The following is a 23,139-nucleotide window of genomic DNA, read 5'->3' as shown; positions in this document are numbered from 1 at the left end:
GCCGTTAAGCGAACAGCCCTGTGGGCTGTTCGTAGGCTCAGCCTGAGCGAGGCGATAGCCGAGCGAAGGTATCGGCATCTCTCGCCGTAGGCGAGTTCTTAATTGCGTACTTCTTTTCGAAAGGTAATCCCCATGAATCACACCCTTGACCTGACCGGCTTCAGCCCCAAGGCCATCACGCCGTTCTCCATCACCCGCAACGATTGGGGCGTGGCGCCGGACGGCACTGCAGTAGATTTCACCAACTACTACATGACCTTCGACGGTAAGCCGTTCTACGGCGTCTGCGGTGAATTCCACTACTCCCGCATGGACCCTTCACGCTGGGATGAGCAGCTTGCCAAAATGGCGGCCGGCGGCGTGAACGTCATCGCCACCTACGTGTTCTGGAATCATCACGAAGAGCATGAGAACCAGTGGAACTTCAGCGGCCGCCGCAACATCCGCCGATTCATCAAGCTCTGCGCCAAGCACGGGCTCAAGGTCATCGTGCGTCTCGGCCCGTTCGACCACGGCGAAGTGCGCAACGGCGGCATCCCGGACTGGATGTACGGCAAGCCTTACGAAGTGCGGTCCGTGGACCCCGGATTCCTCGACAAGGTCCGCGACCTCTACGCACACGTCGCCGCCCAGCTTGACGGCCTGTACTTCAAGGACGGCGGCCCGATCGTCGCCGCCCAGCTCGACAACGAATACATGCACTCCTCCTCCCCGTGGGAGATGACCACCGGCATCACCAACGAATGGGTGCCTGGCGGCCACGACGGCTTCGCCTACGTGCATGCGCTGCGTCGCATCGCCGAAGAGGAAGGCATTTCGGTACCGTTCTACACGAACACCGGCTGGGGCGGCTCCCCGGTGCCGGACGACGTGCTGCCGTTGTGGGGCGGCTACGCCTACCGTCCGTGGCTGTTCTACGCCGGCCCCGGCGAGCATCCGGTCACCGACGAATACGTGTACCGCAACTTCCACTCCAACGACTGCCCGCGCGGCGAGGAATTCGCACCCACCTATGAGCCGGAAACCAAGCCATACGCCTGCTGCGAGATGGGCGGCGGCATGTTCAGCTCCTACAACTACCGTTTCGTGCTGCCGATGAAGTCGGTGGACGCCATGTCCAACATCAAGATGGCCTCCGGTTGCAATTTCCTCGGCTACTACATGTTCCAAGGCGGTTCCAACCCGATCGGCGACGGCATCTATCTGAACGAAAGCCAGCTGCCGAAGATCTCCTACGACTTCCAGGCGGCGCTCGGCGAATTCGGTCAGACGCGCGAATCGTACCGTCGTATGAAGGCCGTGCACTACTTCGCCTTGGCGTTCGCCGACCGCCTGTGCCCGCTGGGTGTGGCCGTGCCGGATGGTCAGGAGTCCGTGGCTCCGACCGATATGCATACGTTGCGCTGGTGCGTGCGTACCGATGGCGAGCGCGGTTTCGTGTTCCTCAACAACTTCCAGGATCACGCCAGCATGCCGGCCAAGTACGGCGAATCGGTGTCGGTCACCTTGGCTTCCGGCGAAACCGTGACGTTCGATGGCATCGGTCTGGCCTCCGATGAGAACTGCATCCTGCCGTTCAATATGGACCTCGACGGCGTGACGCTCACCGCCGCCACCGCGCAGCCGGTCACCGTGATCGCCCCGGCCGGTGCCGATCATCGCACCTTCGTCTTCCTCAAGCCTGACGGCATGGACGACTGCTGGTTCCGTTTCGCGGACGGTACTGTGCATCATGTGCCGGCCGACGCGCAGATGGAAATCTTCCCGGTTGCGGACGAGGCTGGTCACGCAGTGGATATTGTCTGCGTGAGCCGAGCCAAAGCCGATTCGATGACCGTGGTTGCGGACGGTACTGCCTTGGTCTTTGCCGGCGAGGCGGTTTCCCAGAATGCCGCACAGCCAAGCATCATCAACGATGGCGCCGCGGTCTACGAACTGGACGGGCGGATCGTTGTGGAATCCACCGAAGCCAGCGTCGCCGTGACTTCGTACCCCGCTGATTTCCTTGCCGAGCAGAGCGTCCAGTACAAGCCGGTTGACGTGATTCCGAGCGTACAGAAGCTTTCCGATACCCGCTATGTCATCGAACTGCCCGACGATCTGCTCGCCGCCGATGGCGTGGCCGATATGCGTCTGCGCGTGCGCTATTCGGGCGATATCGGTTGGCTGTGGTGCGGCAGCACGCTGGTGGACGACAACTTCTGCAACGGCGACGTGTGGGAGATCGGCCTTAAGGAATACGTGCAGCTGCTCGAAGACCACCGGGGTCAACTGGTGCTCACTATCACGCCTATCAAGGAAGGCGCGAACGTCAACGTGGAGTCGGCAATGGCAGCCCGCATGGAAAACGTTGACGGACAGCAGGCCGGACTGGAATCCGTCGAGCTGCAGCCGGTATACCAGAGCGTGCTGCGCGCGGACTGATTGCAGGTGATTGGGCCTGACTGATTGGGCGGCCTGGCTGATTGGGCGGCCTGGCTGATTGGGGTGGCCGTTGGGCGTCTGTTGGACGGCTAACCACGATTATGGGATGGTGTTCGGCGCATGCCGAGGCCATCCCATCCGTGTTATTACAGGGTGTTATTACAGGATTGTCGCGCATACCGCAAGCATGCTGATGAGGGGAGAGGGGAGACCGAGCGTGTCCGTGGATCATGTCGTTGGCGCTATTCATAAGTCCAAAGCAGTGCTATGGGATTTGGACGGCACCCTCATCGACTCGGACCCATACTGGGTGACTGCCGAGCGTGCGTTGCTGGAATCATATGGCGGCACTTGGGATGATGCGCTTGCCGAGGCGATGCAGGGTGCTTCATTGCCGGTACTGACTCGCCTGTTGGGGGAGCGCGGGGTTGCTCTGCCGGCCGATGAGATTGTGCGGACGCTCACCGACGAAGTCATGCGTATGGAATTGGAACATCTACCGTGGGTGGAGGGCGCGTGGAAGCTGTTGGCTCGGTTGACCGCAGCGGGGATTCCATCCGTGCTGGTCACCGGCTCGCCTCGCGTCATTGCGGACAATGTGTTGCGGCAAGCACCGACTGGCGCGTTCATTGGCGCGGTCAGCGGAAGCGATGCATTGCCTCCCAAACCCAGCCCGGAGCCTTACCTGTATGCCGCGCGTATGGCCGGCATCGATTCCGGAAATCCTCAGGCCATGCGCGACTGCGTCATTTTTGAAGATTCCCTGCCCGGGCTTACCGCAGCACATGCTTCCGGCGCTGTTGTCGTCGCCGTCACCGGCCATGCGCGCGTGGACGTAACCGGTTGCGGACTATACGACTATATGATTCGCGACTACCGCGAAGTATGCGGAAGCTAGCTCAACAGGAAAGCGATAAGGGCGATGAACACCGGGCTGGTCATCGTGCTGAACAGAATGCCGTCACGCGCGAACGTGAGACCCACATTGTAGCGGGCCGCATAATTGTAGACGTTCTGGCCGGTCGGGAGTGCGGCGAGCACCACGCAGGCATAGAGCTCCGGTCCGCGGAATCCCATCATGAAGTAAGCCAGCAGGAAGGCGATAATCGGCATCACGATATTCTTCAGCACGGCCACGGTAAAGATGGCCGGAATATCGCCCTTCTTCTGCAGTGGTTTGGTGCCGTGCAGCGACATGCCGAACGCCATCAGAATCATCGGCACTGCGGATTCGCCGATCATGTTGATCGGGTCATAGATGAAGTTCGGCACCGGGAACCAGCCGAGCTTGGCGTTGAGTGCGGAGACCACGATGCCTAGCAGCGAACCGATCAGCAGCGGCTGATGCAGCGGCTGCTTGGCGATTTCCTTGATGGACACCTTGCCCTTGGTGGTCACGTCCAGCACGGTCAAGCCGATCGGTGTGAACAGCGCCTGCTGCATCACCAGAATCGGGGCCACCAGCGCACCGTTGCCCAGAATGTACGTGGCGACCGGCAGACCGATGTTGTTGGAGTTCAAGTACAGCGAGTTCAGCGCGCCGATGGTGGCGTCCGGAGCCTTCAAATGGAAGAACATGCGGTTCAGGATGAGGAACACGATGCCCACCAGCATGGCGGAGAGGAATGCCACGATAATCGACGGGTGGAAGATGTCGAAAATCGGCTCTTTGGAGAGAATCGCGAACATCAGGCACGGGCTGGACACAAAGAAGGAGAATCGGTTCAACACCATTTGTGCGGAAGGTCCGCCGATGCGCATGCGTGCCGCCACGTATCCAACGAAGATCACGATGCCAATGACGCAGAAGCCCTGCATGGCGCTAATCAAACCGGTCATATTGTTGCTGATGCCTCCCTCTACCGCACCCCAGTGTGGCACACAGCGCTGATTTCGGCTTCATAATCTCACGTACCGGTGTGCGCGGGCGCGCTTTTCGCACGAATCGGGTGTTGGGCGTCCGCTTGGGCCGTTCATAACGCGCTTTTCGTGCGAATCGAGCGTTGGGCGGGTGCTTGAGCCGTTCATAACGTACTTTTCGTGCGAATCGGGTGTTGGGCGGGTGCTTTGGCCGTGTGTAACGTACTTTTCGCGCGAAAAGTACGCCGTGACTTCGGCTGCCACGATGTAGGCTGTTCCCATGACCAATACGAACTTTGCAGACCAGCCACAGGGCCAGACGGACCAGCCACAGGGCCAGACGGACCAGCCGCAGGGCCAGACGGACCAGCCGCAGGGCCGGTCGTCCCAGCCGATTGTCTTGCCGCAAAACACCACCCGCGCGGAGCAATTGAACAGCTTGCTGACCCAGATCATGGAAAACTTCTCCGTCTCTGATGCGGAAGGCCCGCTCGCCGACGAGATTGAAGCGTTCCTCACGCTTCAGAGCCATCTGACCGTCCGCCGTCACGGCGACACCGTGGTCGCCTCCACCGACTTCGACAAGCCGAGCCGTGTGATTCTGGCCGGCCATATCGACACCGTGCCGGTCATCGACAATTTCCCGCCGCGCTGGCTGGAACCCGGTGACCCGCTGATCCGCGAAGACATTGCCAAGGCCCACCCGAATGAGCGCGTGCTGTGGGGCCGCGGTGCCACGGATATGAAGGCCTCGGACGCGGTGATGCTCTACCTCGCTGCCGTGCTGGACGGCCGCACGGTGCAGAGCGATCCCAAAGTCGATCTCACCTATGTGTTCTATGACCATGAGGAAGTAGTCGCCGAGAAAAACGGACTGCGCAAGGTCGTCGAGACCCACCCCGATTGGATCCAGGGCGATTTCGCCATCATCGGCGAGCCCACCAGCTGCGGCATCGAGGGCGGCTGCAACGGCACGATTCGCTTTGATGTCGTCACCCACGGTGTGGCCGCGCATTCGGCGCGAGCCTGGATGGGGGAGAACGCCATTCATAAGGCGGCCGACATCCTGAACCGGCTCAACGCGTATGAACCTGCCACCGTGAACGTGGACGGACTCGACTACCGCGAGGGTCTCAACGCCACGTTGATCTCCGGCGGCAAGGGCACCAACGTCATCCCCGACGAGTGCCGTGTACACGTCAATTACCGATTCGCTCCGGACAAGTCACTGGCCGAAGCCAAAGCACTGATGATGGGCGCGGACGCCGGCGCTGAATTGGGCAACGGCGAGCATGTGGCTACCGGCGGCGTGTTTGAGGGCTACGGCATCGAGATGAAGGATGAATCGTCGTCCGCGCGTCCGGGTCTCAACGCGCCGCTCGCTCAGGATCTGGTTCGACTGGTCAAGGAGCGCACGGGCCACGATCCGCTGGCCAAGTTGGGCTGGACCGATGTGGCCCGTTTCTCCCAGCTCGGCATCCCGGCCGTCAACCTCGGTGCCGGCGACCCGCTGCTGGCGCATAAGCATGATGAGCAGGTGCCCGAGTCGGACCTTACGCTGATGGCCGATTTGTTAACCGCCTGGCTGGTGTGAGGATAACGATTCGGCACGGTTCGCCCGGCTCGAAATCACCCAAGTCCGCTCCCGCGCACGTCGTCGTCACAATGTGTGGCATACTGAAAGACGGTGGTTCTGCATAACCGCCCAGCGTGCGCGATGGCGTCGATCCCCTTGCGGCTCTCAAGAATGAGACAACGCAAGCGCCGGTGTCCGCCGTCCCGCAGGACAGACTTGAGACGAAGTTGCCTTTACGCGGCGTGTATTGTCACGCGGCCACGGTGAGAGCGTGGTGTGAGTTACGCGTATGGGCCTGGACGAAGCGTCGCGATGCAGCGCGCCGCGAGGAGCATTGTGCCCACTGATAATCATGATGGTTTCGTTTCCGACGAAACCGGTACCAATACTGTATCCAATGCCGCTCAAGGTGCGGGGGCGAACATTGCCCAGAACGCCGCCCAGAGCACGCCGCAGAATACGCAACAGAGCGCTGAGCCCGTGGTGCGTCGCCGCCGCGGCGGTCGTCGTGTAGTGCGCGACACCGGTGCCGCCGGAGCCTCGCTGGAATTGCAGGTGCAGGAGAGGGCCCCGCTTTTTGAAGCGCCCGTGCTCGCCGATGTGGTGTCTTCCGCCGCCGATGATGATGCCGAAACGGCGGACGATGTCCGTCCGTCACGCCGCCGTTCGCGTCGCGCGGTTGATATGAGCGATGATCGCGATCAGGATCGTCCGAACCGCTCCTCGCGCCGCACTCGTTCGTCTGCGTCCGTTGAGGATGACATGGATGATTTCACCGAGCGTCCGTCTCGCCGTCGCGCCGCCGACGTGGATGATACGGATGATTATGACGATGTTCGTCCGTCGCGTCGCGCTCGTCGTCAGTTCGATGATCTGGATGATTACGATGAGCGTCCGTCTCGCCGTTCGCGTCGTGCGCTGATTGACGACGATGAGGATGCTGATCGTGAGGTTCGCCGTCGCTCCCGCCGTGCGTCTCTGTCGATGGACGATGACGAGGATGAGCGTCCGTTGCGTCGCCGTTCCCGCCGTACGAATGGCGAAAGCCGCGAGCAGTCGCCGGATGAGCGCCTGTTTGATGCGGTTGAATCATTGCCGGAGGGTCATCAGGGCGTTCGCCGTGGCAAGCCGATGACCTCGATGCTCTTCCAGGAGCCGGTGCTGCCCGCTTCCCATGTTCGCGACCTTGACGAACAGGACAATCGTGATGACAGCGACGCTCACGTCGACAATCATGACGATGCGTCAGCGGAAGCCGAAGCTCGTACATCTCGCCGCTCCCGTCGTTCGCGCAATCGCGACGATGCCGACAGTCAGCAGCGTGCCGACCGCCGTCGTACCGCAGCCGATCGTGATACTCGTGATGACAATGCCGATGCGGATGCCGGTGCCAGCCGTGATGACACCGAATCGGAAGATTCCGGTGAATCCCGTCGTTCTCGTCGCTCCCGTCGTCTGAACGCGCAGGAACGGCGAGCCGCGGCCGAAGTCGAGCAGATTGAAGAAGACCTTGAGCTCGACGATATCTCCTACTCGCCGATCGCCGAAGAGGAGGGGGACGAGGAGTCCGACGCCACCCGCACGCGTTCCCGTCGCCGTCGCCGTCGTGGCTCTCGTGCCGACGCCGTCGCCAATGACGCCAATGCCGAGCAGGATGCCGCCGCCGAGTCCGACGCCGACGATGAATCCGCGGCCCGTCGCGATCACGATCGTGACGAGGACGACGAAGAGCAGACCGTCACCCGTCGTCGCCGTCGCCGCCGTGGCGCGAAGAACGCCGAGACAGGCGATGATCAGCCGGCCGAACAGCTGATTCGCCGCTCCCGCAAGCAGCAGTACATCGACGAGATCACCGATGTGGAAGGTTCCACACGTCTTGAAGCCAAGAAGCAGCGCCGCCGCGACAACCGTCGTGAACGCAGCCGCCAGAATCAGCTCATGGAGCAGGATTTCTTGGCCCGTCGCGAGAACGTGGACCGTCTGATGGTGGTGCGCGAGAAGGAACATCACACCCAGATTTCCGTGGTGGAAGACAATGTGCTGGTCGAGCATTACGTCTCCGACATCCAGGAAGTGCAGACGGTAGGCAACATTTATCTCGGCCGTGTGCAGAATGTGCTGCCGAGCATGGAAGCCGCGTTCGTGGACATCGGCCAGGCCCGCAACGGCGTGCTCTACGCCGGCGAAGTCAATTGGGATGCCGCACGTCTCGAAGGCCAGCCGCGTCGCATCGAGCTGGCGTTCAAGTCCGGCGATCCGGTGCTGGTGCAGGTCACCAAGGATCCGATCGGTCATAAGGGCGCCCGTCTGACCAGTCAGGTCACGTTGGCCGGCCGCTTCCTGGTGCTGGTGCCTTCCGGCGGCATGACCGGCGTGAGCCGCAAGCTGTCCGAGCGCGAACGTTCGAGGCTGAAGAACATCGTTTCCAAGATCGCGCCGAAGGATATGGGCGTGATTATCCGCACCGCGGCCGAAGGCGCCTCCGAAGAGGCCATCACCAAGGATCTTGAGTCTCTGGTGCGCCAGTGGGAGCGTATCAACGCCAAGCGCGAGGAGTTCTGGCATGGCAAGCGCCCGAAGCTGCTGCAGGGCGAGCCGGATGTGGCGATTCGCGTGGTGCGAGACATCTTCAACGACGACTTCAACCAGCTCATCGTGGAAGGCGATAAGGTCTACGACCGCATCGAAGAGTATTTGGACACCATGGCCCCCGACCTCAAAGACAAGCTGGTCAAGTGGGATCCGGCCGAACATGAAGGCAAGGACGTATTCGACAAGTGGTCCATCGACTCTCAGCTGCGCAAGGGCATGGAACGTCAGGTCTACCTGCCGTCCGGCGGTTCCATCGTGATCGACCGCACTGAGGCCATGACCACGATCGACGTCAACACCGGTCGTTTCATCGGCAAGGGCAAGTCTCTGGAGGAGACGGTCACGCGCTGCAATCTGGAAGCTTCCGAGGAAATCGCCCGTCAGCTGCGCCTGCGCGATATCGGCGGCATGGTCATGATCGACTACGTGGACATGGTGATGCCCGCCAACCGTGATCTGGTGCTGCGCCGCTTGATCGAATGCTTGGCGCGCGATCGCACCAAGCATCAGGTGGCGGAGGTCACCTCGCTGGGCTTGGTGCAGATGACCCGCAAGCGTATCGGTCAAGGTCTGGTGGAGGCCTTCTCCGAGGAATGTCCGACCTGCAAGGGCCGCGGTTTCATCCTGCATGACAACCCGACGGTCAGCGCCGAATACGACGATCCGTATGCGTTGCGTGGCGGCGACCCCTTCGTCAAGACGAACAAGCATGGCCGCGGCACCACGCCGGCTCCGGAGCCGGCCGGTTCCAGCGCGGACGTCAAGGCCAAGCTGGCGCAGATCGCTGCAGCCGCCGTTGCCGCCAACAACGCGGAGGAAGAGGAGTAGCCGGATCGGCCAGAGCGACCAAGGAGCGGCAGCGATTCTGTCCACGGCTTCAGAGAAGCTGATGTACCGTGGCCGGAGTCGCTGAAGAAGGCGACTGGTGTGTCGTACTTGACACGCGGGCAAAAATCATTTGCGTTAGTCCGCGCGTAGGTGTAAATTCGAAACTCGGTGTCTGACCGCAGGCTCGGTGCGTGTTGGGCAAGGAAGCTTTCCAAAACATAAAAGGAACGATTATGTACGCGATTGTGAAGGCCGGTGGCCATCAGGAAAAGGTCGAGGTTGGCGATACCATCCTCGTGAACCGTCTCAACGCCAAGAAGGGCGATACCGTGGAGTTCCCGGTCTCCCTCGTGGTCGACGGTGCCAACGTGACTCTGGCTGCCGCTGATCTGGCCAAGATCTCCGTCAAGGCCGAAGTGGTGAACGACGAGGCCAAGGGCCCGAAGATCAACATCCAGAAGTACAAGAACAAGACTGGTGTTGCCCGCCGTAAGGGTCACCGCCAGAAGCTGACGCTCGTCAAGATCACGGCGATCGCCTGAGATACAGAAAGGACCATGAATCATGGCACATAAGAAGGGTGCGTCCAGCTCTCGCAACGGTCGCGATTCTAACCCGCAATACCTCGGCGTGAAGAAGTTCGGCGGCGAAGCCGTCGTGGCCGGCAACATCATCGTTCGCCAGCGTGGCACCAACTTCCACCCGGGCCACAACGTCGGCATGGGCAAGGACCACACGCTGTTCGCCCTCACCGACGGCTCCGTGAAGTTCGGCGTCCGCCGCGACCGCAAGGTCGTCGATGTGATCGCCGCCTGAGCGATTCAGAGCATCTAAGCATTTAAGCTGTGAAGCCGCGCCCGCAAGGACGCGGCTTTTTCTGTAAGGTAACCAATATGAGTGATTTTGTGGATCGAGTAACCGTCCATGTCAAGGGCGGTGACGGCGGCAACGGCTCGGCCGGCATCCGTCGTGAAAAATACAAGCCCTTGGCCGGCCCGAACGGCGGCAACGGCGGTGACGGCGGTTCCGTGATCTTCGTGGCCGACCGTAACGCCACCAGCCTGCTCGACTACCGGTTCATGCCGCATCGCGTGGCCGGCAGCGGCACGATGGGCTTGGGCGACAATAAGGACGGCTCCAAAGGCGCAGACCTGATTCTGCCGGTGCCGTGCGGCACTATCGTGTTCGAAGCCCGCGGCGAACAGGGCAAATCCAAGCATCCCGGCGCACAGCTGGCCGATCTGCGCCACGAGGGCGACCGCGTGGTCGTGGCGCAGGGCGGTGCCGGCGGTCTGGGCAATATCGCCCTGGCCAACAAGACCCGCCGCGCCCCCGGTTTCGCGTTGCTCGGCGAGCTGGGCGAAGAGCGAGACGTCATTCTGGAGCTCAAGTCCATCGCCGACGTGGCGTTGGTGGGTTTCCCCTCGGCCGGCAAGTCCTCCCTGATCGCGGCGATGAGCTCGGCCAAGCCGAAAATCGCCGATTACCCGTTCACCACACTGGTGCCGAATCTTGGCGTGGTGATCGCCGGCGATTCCCGGTACACGATCGCCGATGTGCCGGGTCTGATCCCGGGCGCTTCCGAAGGCAAGGGTCTGGGACTGGAGTTCCTGCGCCATATCGAGCGTACGGAAATCATCGCCCATGTGATCGACTGTGCCACGCTGGAACCGGACCGCGACCCGATGTCCGACTATCAGGCGCTGGAAAAGGAGCTTGCGCTCTACGCGGACAAGCTGGAGCTGCCGCTGGGCGCCATCGCGATTCCCGATCGCCCGCGTATCGTGATCCTCAACAAGATCGACGTGCCGGAAGCCAAGGAACTCGCCGATTTCGTGCGTCCGGAATTCGAGGCGATGGGCCTGAAGGTCTTCGAGATCTCCACCGCTTCGCATGAGGGATTGAAGGAGCTCAACTTCGCGCTGTCTGCTTTGGTCAAGGAGATGCGCGAGGAAGTGGCCAACCGCGAGCAGGCCGAAGAAGAGGCCCGCGTGGTGATCAAGCCGCTGGAATCCGCAGCGCGTCGTCGCCGTCGTGCAGACGAGGGCGGCACCGCACTGGAGTTCACGGTGGAGCGTCGCGAACTCGGCAATGGCGAAGTGTTCTACGAGGTGCGCGGCACCAAGCCGGAACGCTGGGTGATGCAGACCAACTTCGACAACGACGAGGCCGTGGGCTATCTGGCCGACCGTCTGGCCAAGCTGGGCGTGGAAGACGAGCTGCGCCGCAAGGGTGCCCATCCCGGCGACGAGATTCGTATCGGTCGCGGGCCCCGCATGGTCGAATTCGACTGGGATCCCACCATCTCCGCCGGTGCGGAAATGCTCGACGGCTCCAACTTGGGCGCACGCGGCAAGGACCTGCGTCTGGAGGAGCAGGATCCGCGCTCCCGCCGCCGTTCCAACAGCGAACGTCGTGCCCAGTATCACGCGATGATGGACGCCCGTGCCGCCGTACGCGAGGCGATGATGGCCGAGCGTGCCGCCGGACACTGGGCCGATCCGTCCATCGACGACGATCGTCACGACGAAACCAGCCTGTTCGGCCGCGGCGAAGACGAAGACACCGATACAGAAGAAGAGTAATCATGAGCACACCGAGCCAAGCCGAGGTTCGCAGAAGCATTGCTGCGGCCGGCACCATCGTGGTCAAAGTCGGCTCCAGCTCGCTCACTCAGCCGAGCGGTCACCTTGACCCCGCCAAACTTGACGCTTTGGCTGCGGCTTTGGCTCAAGTGCGACTGATGGGCGGACGTGTGGTGCTGGTGTCTTCCGGTGCGATCGCGGCCGGCTTCGGCCCGCTCGGCTTCGACTCGCGTCCGGCCGACGTGGCCACGCAGCAGGCCACTGCGGCAGTCGGTCAGGGTCTGCTCATGGCCCGTTACGAGACGGCGTTCGGCAGGTTCGGCATTCGTGTGGGTCAGATTCTGATCACTGCGGAAGACACGATCCGCGCCACGCAATACCGCAATGTGCAGCGTACGTTGGACCGACTGCTGGATCTTGGCGTAGTGCCGATCATCAACGAGAATGATTCGTTGGCGTCCAATGAGATTCGTTTCGGTGACAACGACCGTCTTTCCGCTTTGATCGCCAACTTGGTACGTGCGGAAGCACTGGTGTTGCTTACCGATGTGGACGCGCTGTATACCGCGCCGCCTTCCCAACCGGGGTCGCGTCGCGTGGAATATGTGCCTAATGTGATTGATGCGTTGGGTGATATCACGGTTTCCGGTTCCGGTTCGAAAGTAGGCACCGGTGGCATGGTCACCAAGCTGGAAGCGGCTCGCGTGGCGGCGGTATCCGGCATTCCGACCGTGCTGACCTGCGCCTCGAACGCCGGTCCTGCGATGATGGGCGATCCGGTGGGTACGGTGTTCGCTCCGGTGAAGGCCCGCGGCTCTTCGCGACGTCTGTGGATTGGATTTGCTGCCGAGCCGCGCGGCACGATTATGGTCGATGCCGGTGCCGCCGCAGCCATTCGCGGCGGACGTGCTTCGTTGCTGGCCGCAGGCGCGCTGGAAGTGCACGGCAACTTCTCTGCCGGAGATCCGGTGTGGGTGGATTCCGAAGACGGCGCACATTTGGCGCGTGGTCTGGCCGGATTCGATTCTGAAGAGATTCCGCAAATGCTCGGCCGCAATACCGCACAACTTAAGCGGTTCCTTGGCCCCGAGTATGCGCATCCGTTAGTGCATCGCGACAACCTCGTGTTGGTGTAAGCGGGTGCTTGCGCGTGGCGCTTCACCCTTGGCAACATCGTGCGTTCGGGCTATCGTGTGAACCATGACTATGGCTGATTGGCAAACACTTTCCGACCGAATCAACACTGTGGCACCGAGCGCTACGCTCGCCGTCGACTCCAAGGCCAAGGCTATGAAGGCCGCCGGATTGGATGTCATCGGTTTCGGTGCCGGTGAACCGAACTTCCCGACCCCTGCGAACGTGGTCAAGGCCGCATCCGAGGCATGTCTGGACCCGAAGAACTACAAGTACACGCCGACGCCCGGCCTTCCCGAGCTGCGCGAGGCGATCGCGGCCAAAGTAGCTCGCGATTCCGGTTATGAAGTCACCGCCGATCAGGTGGTGGTGACCAATGGCGGCAAGCAGGCCGTATATGAGGCCTTCCAGATTCTGTTGAACGAAGGCGACGAGGTCATCATCCCCACCCCGTACTGGACCAGTTACCCTGAAGCGGTCAAGCTGGCCGATGGCGTGCCGGTTGAGGTGTTCGCCGGTGCTGATGTGAATTTCGAGCCTTCTCTGGAAGCGCTGGAAGCGGCTCGCACCGAACGCACGAAGGCCATCATCGTCAACTCTCCGAACAACCCCACCGGTGCGGTGTGGAAGCCGGAGACTGTGGAGGCGATCGGCCGTTGGGCTGTCGAGCACCACATCTGGATCATCTCCGATGAGATTTACGAGCACCTGAACTACGACGACGCTCACACCACGTACATCGGGGCTGCCGTTCCCGAATGCCGTAACCAGCTGCTGGTGCTCAACGGCGTGGCCAAGACCTACGCTATGCCCGGCTGGCGCGTGGGTTGGATGGTCGCCCCGGTTGAGGTCGCCAAGGCGGCCACCAAGTTGCAGGGACACATGACCTCCAACGTGGCCAACATCTCTCAGCGTGCCGCACTGGCCGCCGTGTCCGGTCCGCTGGATGAGGTGTACGAGATGCGTAAGGCCTTTGACGTGCGCCGTCGCGCCATTGTGGCTGCACTGAACGATATCGAGGGCGTCAACTGCCCGACCCCGACCGGCGCGTTCTATGCGTTCGCCGATATCACCGCGTTGTTGGGCAAGCCGCTCGGACCCAACGGCACGGTGTGTGCCACGTCCTCCGATTTCGCCGCCGCGCTGCTCGATGAGGCCCATGTGGCCGCCGTCCCCGGCGAGGCGTTCGGTGCCCCCGGCTACCTCCGCTTCTCCTACGCCCTAGCCGACGAAGACCTAGCCGAAGGCATGAAGCGCATGAAGGAATGGACGAGCCGTTAAGCGGACAGTCCAGTGGACTGTCCGTAGGCGAGTCCTGAGCGAGGCGATAGCCCGAGCGAAGGCGATGTTGGGTCTCGCCGTCAGGCGAGTCCACAGTTGCTGGACAGAGCCGTTAAGCGGACAGCACCTCAGCGTACGTTCCTCCAGAGTATCTCCTGACTTATCTGGAAAAACGTACACTGACTGATGCTCAGCGTACGTTTTTCCAGATGAAGGGCTAATTAGTCTGGAATAACGTACGCTTAGGCGTGCGTCAGCGACACGTCATCCAAGCGCGACACGCGATTTGCCATAATCCACCGAAGCCGTTACTATAGCGACTTGGCGGTTTCGCCGTGGCGAAGCGTTCTCTACGGAACGAACGCCGAGGTGGATTATCACCTAGGGAAGTGGCGCAATTGGTAGCGCAACGGTCTCCAAAACCGTAGGTTGTGGGTTCGAGTCCCGCCTTCCCTGCCAAGTTTCTACAAATCAAGCAGCTGACGCGAGGTACGTAAATGGCTAAGACGAGCAACAGTGAAAAGGCAGTCAAGCCGAATGTCTTCATGCGTATCGGTCTGTTCATCAAGCAGATCATCGACGAGCTTCGCAAGGTCGTAACGCCTACCGCCAAGGAACTGTTCTTCTGGTCTCTGGCCGTCTTCATCTTCGTGCTGCTGCTGATGGCTCTGGTCACGGGCATGGACCTTGGTTTGGGCAAGGCCACGCTCTGGCTGTTCGGCTGATTCAACGAACCTGAAGGTGGGACATACGCATGAGCGATGAACTGAATCTCGAAAATCTCGACGCCGTGTTGCCGGACGACAACAACGACGCTACTGTCGAGGCTCCTGTCGAGTCTGCGGCTGTCGAAGATTCCGAGGCTTCTGCTGAAGCTGCTGAGGCTGCCGCCCCTGCTACTGAGGAATCCGCTAGCGAGTCCGCGGATGAAGCCCCTGCGCAGCCCACTTCCGACGCTCCGCTCGCACTTGACGATGACGAGACCGAGATCAACGAGTCCGAGCAGGCCGAAGAAACCGACGCCGGTCAGCAGGCCGTTGACGAGTTCTCCAAGTCCCTGCGCACTCTGGACGGCAAGTGGTACGTCCTGCACACCTACTCCGGTTACGAGAAGCGCGTAAAGACCAACATCGAATCCCGTGTTGCCTCCTTCGGCATGGAAGACCAGATCTTCCAGGTCGAAGTCCCGATGGAAGAAGTCGAAAAGCACACCGAAAAGGGCAAGAAGGTCATCACCCGCGTTCGTGTCCCCGGCTACGTCCTCATCCGCATGTGGCCCGACGAGAACGCCCGCCGCATCGTTCGTGAAACCGAAGGCGTCACCGGCTTCGTCGGCCCCACCAAGGATCCGGCCCCGCTTTCCCGCAAGGAAGTCGTCGCCATGATGGCCCCGATGATCGCTTCCGAAGCTCTCAAGAAGGCCGGCGACAAGCCCGCCGCCGCCAAGAAGCGCACCGTCGAAGTCTCCTATGCAGTCGGCGATCAGGTCACCGTCACCGACGGCCCCTTCGCCACCATGGCCGCCGTCGTCTCCGACGTCGAACCCACCACTCAGAAGCTCACCGTGCTCGTGTCCATTTTCGGCCGCGATACGCCGGTGGAGCTTGGGTTCAACCAAGTCCAAAAACTCAACTGAAAATCAATGATGGAGCGCCTTCGGCGTTGCTCCTCAGTCGCGGTACCTTTGTACCGCTTCCTTCGGTGCGCCTTGAAGTCGCACGCATCATTGATTTTCAGTGATGGTAAGTGTCCTCAGTACCTTTGGTGCTGGGGACACAGTCGTTTTTGCGTACGCCTTCGGTTTTGGACGGCGTTCTCCGCACGCGCCACAGTATTTCAGTAACTGATTGTTGTGTCCTCAGTACCTTTGGTGCTGGGGACATTGTGTTATTGGCGGTTGGCGACGTTATCGGCGGGATGGCCGACAGGTCTATGCGGTATCGTGGAACGCATGGCTGAATCGGGGAACTTCGTACATCTGCACAATCACACGCATTATTCGCTGTTGGACGGCGCATCGAAGATCCCGGCGCTGGCCAAGCGTGCGGCGGAACTCGGCATGCCGGCCATCGGCATCACGGACCACGGCAACATGCACGGCGCGTACGAAATGTACACCAACTGCGTATCCAACGGCGTCAAACCCATCATCGGCATCGAAGCGTATGTGACGCCGGAAACCGCGCGCCAAGACAAGTCACGCGTGCACTGGGGCACTGAAGCCCAGCGTCGTGACGACGTGTCCGGCGGCGGTCTGATCACCCACATGACCATGTGGGCGGAAAACGATGAAGGCCTGGTCAACCTCATCAAAGCGTCCTCCGTGGCCAACCTTGAAGGCCGCGTCATGCGTTACCCGCGTATGGACAAGGAAGTACTCTCCACCTATTCCAAAGGCGTGATCGCCTCCTCCGGCTGCCCGTCCGGCATCATCCAGACCCGTCTGCGACTGGGCCAGTTTGACGAAGCATTGCGTGCGGCCGGCGAATTCCAAGACATTTTCGGCAAAGACAACTTCTTCATCGAACTGATGGACCACGGCCTGAGCATCGAAACCCAGGTGACCAAAGACCTGCTGACCATCGCCAAGAAGCTCAACGCGCCATTGCTGGCCACCAACGATTCCCATTACGTGCATGCCGAAGACGCGGGTGCCCAGGATGCCATGCTGTGCATCAACTCCGGCTCCCGACTGGACGACCCCGACCGGTTCAAGTTCGACGGCACCGGCTACTACATCAAAACGGCCGAAGACATGCGCGCCCTGTTCAAAGAGCTTCCCGAAGCCTGCGACAATACGCTACGTATCGCCGAACGCTGCAACGTGATGTTCGACGATCACGAGGATGGCGCGTTCATGCCGAAGTTCCCCTGCCCGGAAGGCTGGGATGAGACCAGTCTGTTCCTCAAGAAGGTCGAAGAAGGTCTGGAGAAGCGCTACGACGGAAACCCGCCGATCGAAGTGTTGAAGCAAGCCGACTACGAGTGCGGCGTGATCTGCCAGATGCAGTTCTGCGGCTACTTCCTCGTGGTGGCCGACTACATCCAGTGGGCCAAAGACCACGGCATCATGGTGGGCCCGGGCCGAGGCTCCGCCGCAGGCGCAATGGTCGCCTACGCAATGGGCATCACTGAGCTCGACCCTCTGAAGCACGGCCTGATCTTCGAACGATTCCTCAACCCGGAGCGCGTCTCCCTGCCGGATATCGACGTGGACTTCGACCCCGAAGGCCGCGGCCGAGTCATCGAATACTGCGGTGAAAAGTACGGTACTGACAAGGTCGCGCAGTGCGTGATCTACGGCACCATCAAAACCAAGCAGGCCCTCAAGGATTCCGCCCGCATCATGGGCTACGAGTTCTCCGTAGGCGAGAAGGTCACCAAGGCGCTGCCTCCCGCGGCTACGGGCGGTAAAGACATCAGCCTGCACGATATTTTCGACCCGGCCGCCAAACGCTATGCCGAAGCCCGCGAATTCCGCGAAATGTACGATTCCGATCCGGACGCGCGCCGCATCACCGACGAAGCCAAAGGCATCGAGGGCCTGATTCGTCAGACCGGTGTGCACGCATGCGCCACGATCATGGGTAGCGCGCCGATCACGGATACCAGCCCGCTGCTGGAACGTACCGATGGCACGATCACCACCACCTTCGAATACCATACGTGCGAAACGCTGGGCCTGGTCAAGATGGACTTCCTCGGGCTTTCCAACTTGACAGTGATCCATGACACCCTCAGAAACATCGAAGCCAACGGCAAGCCGCCCATCGATTACACGAAGATCCCGCTGGACGACAAGCCCACCTACGAGCTGCTTTCCCGAGGAGACACGCTCGGCGTCTTCCAGCTCGATTCCGACGGCATGCGCTCCCTGCTCAAAACGTTGAAGCCGGATAACTTCAACGATATTTCCGCACTGATCGCCCTGTACCGCCCGGGTCCGATGTCGATGGATTCGCACACCAACTACGCCAAGCGTAAGAACGGTCTGCAGAAGATCACGCCAATCCACCCCGAGCTTGAGGAACCCCTGAAGCAGGTGTTGGACGAAACGTACGGTCTGATCATCTATCAAGAGCAGGTGCAGTCCGCCGCGCGAATCCTGGCCGGATACTCGCTGGGCAAGGCAGACGTGCTGAGGCGAGCCATGGGTAAGAAGAAGCCCGAAGTGCTGGCCAAGGAGAAGGTGCCGTTCTTCGCCGGCATGAAGGAGCACGGGTACTCCGAAGAGGCCGCCACCGCCGTGTGGGATATTCTGGTCCCGTTCTCCGGCTACGCGTTCAACAAGGCGCACTCCGCCGCCTACGGCCTGATCTCCTACTGGACCGCGTACCTCAAAACCCATTATCCGGTCGAATTCATGGCCGCCCTGCTGCAGGGTGCGGCCACGAACAAAGACAAAACCGCCCTGTATTTGGGCGAAGCGCGCCGCATGGGCATTCAGGTGCTTTCGCCGGACGTCAACGAATCGGTCTACGAATACTCCGCAGTCGGCGACGTGGTGCGATTCGGCCTCGGTGCCATCCGTAACGTGGGCGAGAAAGCCGTGGCGGATATCATCGCCGAACGCGAAGGTTCACGCGGCAAGTTCGTGAACTTCATGGACTTCATTCGCCGCGTGCCCCTGACCGCCTTGAACCGCCGATTGGTCGAATCGCTGATCAAGGCCGGCGCGTTCGACTCCATCGACCCGAACCGCCGCGCCCTGTTCACCGTGCATGAGGCGGCCATCGATTCGGTGGTGAGCCTGAAGCGCAAACAGGCCGAAGGCCAGTTCGACTTGTTCTCCGACGATGAGGACGGCGGTGCCGAAGCCATGGGCGATGCTTCCGTGAACGTGCCGGATGTCGAGGAATGGGATAAGAAAACCAAACTCAACTTCGAACGTGAGATGCTCGGCCTGTACGTGTCCGATCACCCACTCTCCGGCATGCAGGCGGTGCTCGCCGGACTGCGCGAAATGTCGATCGCGCACCTCATCGATCGCGCCAAAACCATGGGCGAAGGCCAGCAGGTCACGCTCGCCGGACTGATCACCGGTGTGGACCGGCGTGTGTCCAAGAAAGGCAATCCGTGGGCGATCGTCACCATCGAAGACATGGAAAGCTCGATTCAGTGCATGTTCTTCGGCAAGGTGTACGAAGCCGCAGCCGCCGAACTTGCTGTGGATGCCGTGGTGCAGATTCGTGGGCAGGTGGAGCTGCGCGACGAAACCGTTTCGCTGCGGGCTACTGAAATGCAGGTGCCTACGTTGGAGGCGGAAGACGAGCGTCCGTTGGTGATCACGTTGCCGCCGGTGGCTTTGGCCCGCGATCGAATGATGCAGCTGGGGCAGGTACTCACCAATCATCCGGGATATTGTGAAGTTCATTTGGCGATCGCCGATGAACAGGGCAACGTCAAGATGCTGACGTTCGGTGACCGCTTCCGCGTCAAGCGAGATACGTCGCTGTTCGCTGAAATCAAGATTCTGTTTGGCCCGAGCTGTTTGCCGGCCGCGTAATCGCCGTAGTGTGGCCGTGACGTTTCCTGATGACGACCGGCCGCGCACTACGATGGGAATCGTGACTGATTCGGATGATGAGCAACGGCAACGTTGGATAGCGCAGACGCTGGAGCGCTTGTCTCATTCGCAATTTCGCGCCAAATTCGTGTTGAGCGATAAGGACCGTGCCTATGCGCGGTCCAAAGGCAAAGCGGTGATTGACCGTCACGCCCATGAGATGCTGCGCGATCGGGTGGGGGCCGCCGAACCGAAAAACGACGGCCGTCAGACGCCGTGGCGCGGTCACCCGGTATTCACCGCCCAGCATGCCACGGCCACCTGTTGCCGAGGGTGCATCGAAAAATGGCATCATATTGCGCAAGGTCGCGCGCTGACGGATGACGAGATCGACCGTTTGTCGAATCTGGTGATGGCGTGGATCGAACGTGATCTGATTCACCATCCGGTGCAGTAGCCTGTGCGATAGCTTGTGCGTTAGCCAACCGGAGAAGGCAAATGAAGTGTAATGTTGCACAACGCCGGCAATTGTCTATAGCGTGTTCAGCGATAATGCGACAAGATGTCTGTCAAAGGGTTGACGCAATGTCAACGTACTCTCCAAAGGAGGAGTGCCATGTACTATTCCAACGGTAACTATGAAGCCTTCGCCCGTCCGAAGAAGCCGGCCGGAGTCGACCATAAAAACGCGTACATCATCGGTACAGGGCTCGCAGCACTGTCCACGGCCTGCTACTTGGTGCGTGACGGCCAGATGCCCGGCGACCACATCCATATTCTCGAAAAGGACCCGGTGCCGGGCGGCGCCTGTGACGGCGCGGACATTCCCGGACTCGGCTACGTGATGCGCGGCGGACGCGAAATGGACAATCATTTCGAGGTCATGTGGGATCTGTTCCGTTCGATTCCCTCCATCGAAACCGAGGGCGTGAGTGTACTGGACGAGTACTACTGGCTCAACAAGGAGGATCCGAACTATTCGCTGTGCCGCGCCACCAAGGATCTCGGCAAAGATGCGGGCTTCCAAGGCAAATTCGGTTTGAGCGACAAAGCCTCCCAGGAGATCATGAAGCTGTTCTTCACCCCGGATGAAGAGCTGTACGACAAGCCCATCACCGATTTCTTCGACGATGAGGTGCTGAACTCCAACTTCTGGCTGTACTGGCGCACGATGTTCGCCTTCGAAAACTGGCACTCCGCGCTGGAAATGAAGTTGTACATCAAGCGCTACATCCATCACATCGGCGGTTTGCCTGATTTCTCCGCGCTGCGCTTCACCCGCTACAACCAGTACGAGTCGATGATTCTGCCGATGGTCAAGTATCTGGAAAGCCACGGCGTGGAATTCCGCTACAACACCAAGGTGGAGAACGTGGAATTCGCCATCGGCGGCGGTGACGGACCCAAGCGCGAACATACCGGCGTGGGCCAGGACACGATTCTGAAGATTCAGGCCACTTCCGGCGTCTTCAAGCGCAACCCGTACAGCTCGCCGACCAAGAAACTCGCTGTGCGTCTGGATGTGGACCATGAAGGTGAGAAGTCCTCGATCGATCTGACCGCGGACGATCTGGTATTCATTACCAACGGCGGCTGCGTGGAGAACTCCACGATGGGCTCCCAGAATTCGCCGGCCGCATGGAACCCGAATCTGAAGCCCGGCGGCGGCTGGGATATGTGGCGCAACATCGCCAAGCAGGATCCAAGCTTCGGGCACCCGGACAAGTTCTGCTCCGACCCGCAGGCCACCAAGTGGATGAGTGCAACGGTCACTACGCTGGATAAGGAAATTCCGCCGTATATCCAGCGTATTTGCAAGCGCGACCCGTTCACCGGCCATGTGGTCACCGGCGGCATCGTGACGGTGACCGATTCGAATTGGCTGTTGAGCTGGACCCTCAACCGTCAGCAGCAGTTCCGCGACCAGCCCAAGGATCAGCTGTGCGTTTGGGTGTACGGCCTGTTCCCGGATAAGCCCGGCAATTACGTGAAGAAGCCGATGACCGAATGCACCGGCGAGGAAATCTGCGAAGAGTGGCTTTACCACATGGGAGTGCCGACCGACAAGATCGAGGCGCTCGCCAAGCGGCACGCCAATACGGTACCCGTGATGATGCCGTACATCACCGCGTTCTTCATGCCTCGTGCGGCCGGTGACCGACCAGACGTGGTGCCGGATGGTGCCGTGAACTTCGCATTCCTCGGCCAGTTCGCAGAAACGCCGCGTGACACCATTTTCACCACCGAATATTCGATGCGCACCGGCATGGAAGCGGTGTACACACTGCTCGACGTGGATCGTGGCGTGCCGGAGGTGTGGGGCAGTGTTTACGACGTGCGCAACCTGCTTAACGCCACGGTCAAGCTGCGTGACGGCAAGCCGGTGACGGATATGAAGCTCAACTTTGTGGAACGCGCGGTGTTGGGCAAGGTGCTCAAGAAGCTCGACGGCAGCGACATCGCCACGTTGCTCAAGGAATATCACGTCATCTGATCAGAAGAAAGCGAAAAGAAAGCAAATCCGGATATGACTGCACCGCACACCTGGACGATTCGTCACGCTACTGCTGCTGACCTCGATGCATTGGATGCGATTGAGTCGGCATGCTTCCCGGCTGCGGAGGCGGCAAGTCGTGAGACGCTTTACGCGCGTCTGCAGTCATATCCGGAATGTTTCTGGCTGCTGACCGATGGCGAGGTTATTGCAGCGTTCGTTAATGGTTTCGCCACTGATCGCGCCGATCTGACTGATGACATGTACGACGACCCCTCGCAGCACGACCCGCATGGCCGGTGGCAGATGATTTTCGGAGTGGATACGGCACCGCTGTATCAGCACCATGGCTATGCCAGCATGGTGATGCGGCAGGTGATCGAGGATTCTCGTGCGCGTGGACGCAAAGGATTGGTGCTCACCTGCAAGGACCGGCTTGTTGGCTTCTATGCACAGTTCGGTTTTCTGGATGAAGGTGTGTCCGGCTCTGTGCACGGCGGCGTGGTCTGGCGGCAGATGCGTTTGACCTTCTGAATGGAAGGTGAATTTACCTGACACGCCGGTGAACGGATGCTGTTGTTACTTCCGGGCAATGGTTTCAGGAGTATTCTGGGCTGTAGAACAGCGTTGAATGGCTGTTTGCGACACGCCGAGGGAACCGCGCTGTTATGCCGATTCCCGGGGCTTTTGCGCGCCTCGATTTGCATGATTGCCGTGGTGCGTGTAAGTTTATCTCTTGCTGCCCGGCACGGTGGCCTCCTCCAAGAGATTGAGTGAGGAGCCTGCTGGTGTGGTGGTGGTTTGAGAACTCAAGAGCGTGTTTGTACTACTTCTTTATAGTCAATGATTGCCAGCTTGT

At 60.5% G+C, this 23,139-nt stretch carries 16 protein-coding genes and 1 tRNA gene; 16 read left to right on the top strand and 1 reads right to left on the bottom strand.

Going from position 1 to position 23,139, the window contains the following annotated elements:
• Window positions 1-132 precede the first annotated feature (132 nt).
• Together CUU80_RS09745 and CUU80_RS09740 are read left to right on the top strand one after the other, a co-directional pair.
• Window positions 133-2,424 (top strand): beta-galactosidase, encoded by a 2,292-nt coding sequence (locus tag CUU80_RS09745; protein WP_100497143.1) that lies wholly within the window; start codon window positions 133-135, stop codon window positions 2,422-2,424.
• Window positions 2,425-2,641: 217 nt separating this feature from the next.
• Entirely contained in the window at window positions 2,642-3,322 is a 681-nt protein-coding gene (locus CUU80_RS09740; protein ID WP_243388723.1) for an HAD family hydrolase, read from the top strand.
• On the opposite strand, the gene CUU80_RS09735 is transcribed toward CUU80_RS09740, so the two are convergent.
• Complete coding sequence (locus CUU80_RS09735) at window positions 3,319-4,263, bottom strand: AEC family transporter (RefSeq protein WP_100497142.1); 945 nt, start codon at window positions 4,261-4,263, stop codon at window positions 3,319-3,321. The two genes, CUU80_RS09740 and CUU80_RS09735, sit on opposite strands and share 4 nt — an antisense overlap.
• Window positions 4,264-4,564: 301 nt before the next feature.
• On the opposite strand from CUU80_RS09735, the gene dapE reads away from it, so the two are divergent.
• The 14 genes from dapE (at window position 4,565) to CUU80_RS09665 (ending at window position 22,814) form a co-directional block, all read left to right on the top strand.
• A complete protein-coding gene (gene dapE, locus CUU80_RS09730) occupies window positions 4,565-5,878 on the top strand; it encodes a succinyl-diaminopimelate desuccinylase (RefSeq protein ID WP_243388722.1) in 1,314 nt (437 codons plus the stop codon).
• A gap of 294 nt (window positions 5,879-6,172) precedes the next feature.
• Window positions 6,173-9,280 (top strand): Rne/Rng family ribonuclease, encoded by a 3,108-nt coding sequence (locus tag CUU80_RS09725; RefSeq protein WP_165775923.1) that lies wholly within the window; start codon window positions 6,173-6,175, stop codon window positions 9,278-9,280.
• Between the two features lie 233 nt (window positions 9,281-9,513).
• Complete coding sequence (gene rplU / locus CUU80_RS09720; protein WP_100497141.1) at window positions 9,514-9,822, top strand: 50S ribosomal protein L21; 309 nt, start codon at window positions 9,514-9,516, stop codon at window positions 9,820-9,822.
• Window positions 9,823-9,844: 22 nt separating this feature from the next.
• Window positions 9,845-10,096, top strand: a complete 252-nt coding sequence (gene rpmA / locus CUU80_RS09715) for a 50S ribosomal protein L27 (protein WP_100497140.1) — start codon at window positions 9,845-9,847, stop codon at window positions 10,094-10,096.
• Between the two features lie 77 nt (window positions 10,097-10,173).
• Window positions 10,174-11,865 carry a GTPase ObgE gene (gene obgE / locus CUU80_RS09710; protein ID WP_100497139.1) on the top strand — a complete coding sequence of 564 codons (1,692 nt, stop codon included), beginning with the start codon at window positions 10,174-10,176 and terminating at the stop codon, window positions 11,863-11,865.
• A gap of 2 nt (window positions 11,866-11,867) precedes the next feature.
• Entirely contained in the window at window positions 11,868-13,001 is a 1,134-nt protein-coding gene (gene proB, locus CUU80_RS09705; RefSeq protein ID WP_100497138.1) for a glutamate 5-kinase, read from the top strand.
• 70 nt (window positions 13,002-13,071) lie between these two features.
• Entirely contained in the window at window positions 13,072-14,280 is a 1,209-nt protein-coding gene (locus CUU80_RS09700) for a pyridoxal phosphate-dependent aminotransferase (protein WP_100497179.1), read from the top strand.
• Between the two features lie 383 nt (window positions 14,281-14,663).
• A tRNA-Trp gene (locus CUU80_RS09695) sits at window positions 14,664-14,739 on the top strand.
• A gap of 38 nt (window positions 14,740-14,777) precedes the next feature.
• Window positions 14,778-15,005, top strand: a complete 228-nt coding sequence (gene secE / locus CUU80_RS09690) for a preprotein translocase subunit SecE (protein ID WP_100497137.1) — start codon at window positions 14,778-14,780, stop codon at window positions 15,003-15,005.
• A 29-nt stretch (window positions 15,006-15,034) separates the two neighbouring features.
• Window positions 15,035-15,916, top strand: coding sequence for a transcription termination/antitermination protein NusG (gene nusG / locus CUU80_RS09685; protein ID WP_100497136.1), 882 nt, complete (start codon window positions 15,035-15,037; stop codon window positions 15,914-15,916).
• Window positions 15,917-16,231: 315 nt separating this feature from the next.
• Window positions 16,232-19,786: a DNA polymerase III subunit alpha gene (gene dnaE, locus CUU80_RS09680; protein ID WP_100497135.1), complete on the top strand. Its 3,555-nt coding sequence runs from the start codon at window positions 16,232-16,234 to the stop codon at window positions 19,784-19,786.
• Window positions 19,787-19,847: 61 nt separating this feature from the next.
• A complete protein-coding gene (locus tag CUU80_RS09675) occupies window positions 19,848-20,243 on the top strand; it encodes a DUF4186 domain-containing protein (RefSeq protein WP_243388721.1) in 396 nt (131 codons plus the stop codon).
• A 159-nt stretch (window positions 20,244-20,402) separates the two neighbouring features.
• Window positions 20,403-22,280: an oleate hydratase gene (locus CUU80_RS09670; RefSeq protein ID WP_100497133.1), complete on the top strand. Its 1,878-nt coding sequence runs from the start codon at window positions 20,403-20,405 to the stop codon at window positions 22,278-22,280.
• A 33-nt stretch (window positions 22,281-22,313) separates the two neighbouring features.
• The gene (locus CUU80_RS09665; RefSeq protein WP_100497132.1) at window positions 22,314-22,814 is read left to right on the top strand and encodes a GNAT family N-acetyltransferase; all 501 of its coding nucleotides are present in this window, start codon (window positions 22,314-22,316) and stop codon (window positions 22,812-22,814) included.
• The last annotated feature ends 325 nt before the right edge of the window (window positions 22,815-23,139 follow it).

The organism is Bifidobacterium scaligerum, assembly GCF_002802865.1.
Taxonomy (GTDB): domain Bacteria; phylum Actinomycetota; class Actinomycetes; order Actinomycetales; family Bifidobacteriaceae; genus Bifidobacterium; species Bifidobacterium scaligerum.
The sequence above is the reverse complement of the archived record's forward strand: the minus strand, read 5'-3'. Positions and strand labels throughout refer to the sequence as shown.

What these genes read in the sequence shown, in the direction of transcription:
- CUU80_RS09745 (WP_100497143.1), top strand. Translation starts at nt 133, where the DNA reads ATGAATCACACCCTTGACCTGACCGGCTTCAGCCCCAAGGCCATCACG.
- CUU80_RS09735 (WP_100497142.1), bottom strand. Translation starts at nt 4,263, where the DNA reads ATGACCGGTTTGATTAGCGCCATGCAGGGCTTCTGCGTCATTGGCATC.
- dapE (WP_243388722.1), top strand. Translation starts at nt 4,565, where the DNA reads ATGACCAATACGAACTTTGCAGACCAGCCACAGGGCCAGACGGACCAG.
- CUU80_RS09725 (WP_165775923.1), top strand. Translation starts at nt 6,173, where the DNA reads ATGCAGCGCGCCGCGAGGAGCATTGTGCCCACTGATAATCATGATGGT.
- rplU (WP_100497141.1), top strand. Translation starts at nt 9,514, where the DNA reads ATGTACGCGATTGTGAAGGCCGGTGGCCATCAGGAAAAGGTCGAGGTT.
- rpmA (WP_100497140.1), top strand. Translation starts at nt 9,845, where the DNA reads ATGGCACATAAGAAGGGTGCGTCCAGCTCTCGCAACGGTCGCGATTCT.
- obgE (WP_100497139.1), top strand. Translation starts at nt 10,174, where the DNA reads ATGAGTGATTTTGTGGATCGAGTAACCGTCCATGTCAAGGGCGGTGAC.
- proB (WP_100497138.1), top strand. Translation starts at nt 11,868, where the DNA reads ATGAGCACACCGAGCCAAGCCGAGGTTCGCAGAAGCATTGCTGCGGCC.
- CUU80_RS09700 (WP_100497179.1), top strand. Translation starts at nt 13,072, where the DNA reads ATGGCTGATTGGCAAACACTTTCCGACCGAATCAACACTGTGGCACCG.
- secE (WP_100497137.1), top strand. Translation starts at nt 14,778, where the DNA reads ATGGCTAAGACGAGCAACAGTGAAAAGGCAGTCAAGCCGAATGTCTTC.
- nusG (WP_100497136.1), top strand. Translation starts at nt 15,035, where the DNA reads ATGAGCGATGAACTGAATCTCGAAAATCTCGACGCCGTGTTGCCGGAC.
- dnaE (WP_100497135.1), top strand. Translation starts at nt 16,232, where the DNA reads ATGGCTGAATCGGGGAACTTCGTACATCTGCACAATCACACGCATTAT.
- CUU80_RS09670 (WP_100497133.1), top strand. Translation starts at nt 20,403, where the DNA reads ATGTACTATTCCAACGGTAACTATGAAGCCTTCGCCCGTCCGAAGAAG.
- CUU80_RS09665 (WP_100497132.1), top strand. Translation starts at nt 22,314, where the DNA reads ATGACTGCACCGCACACCTGGACGATTCGTCACGCTACTGCTGCTGAC.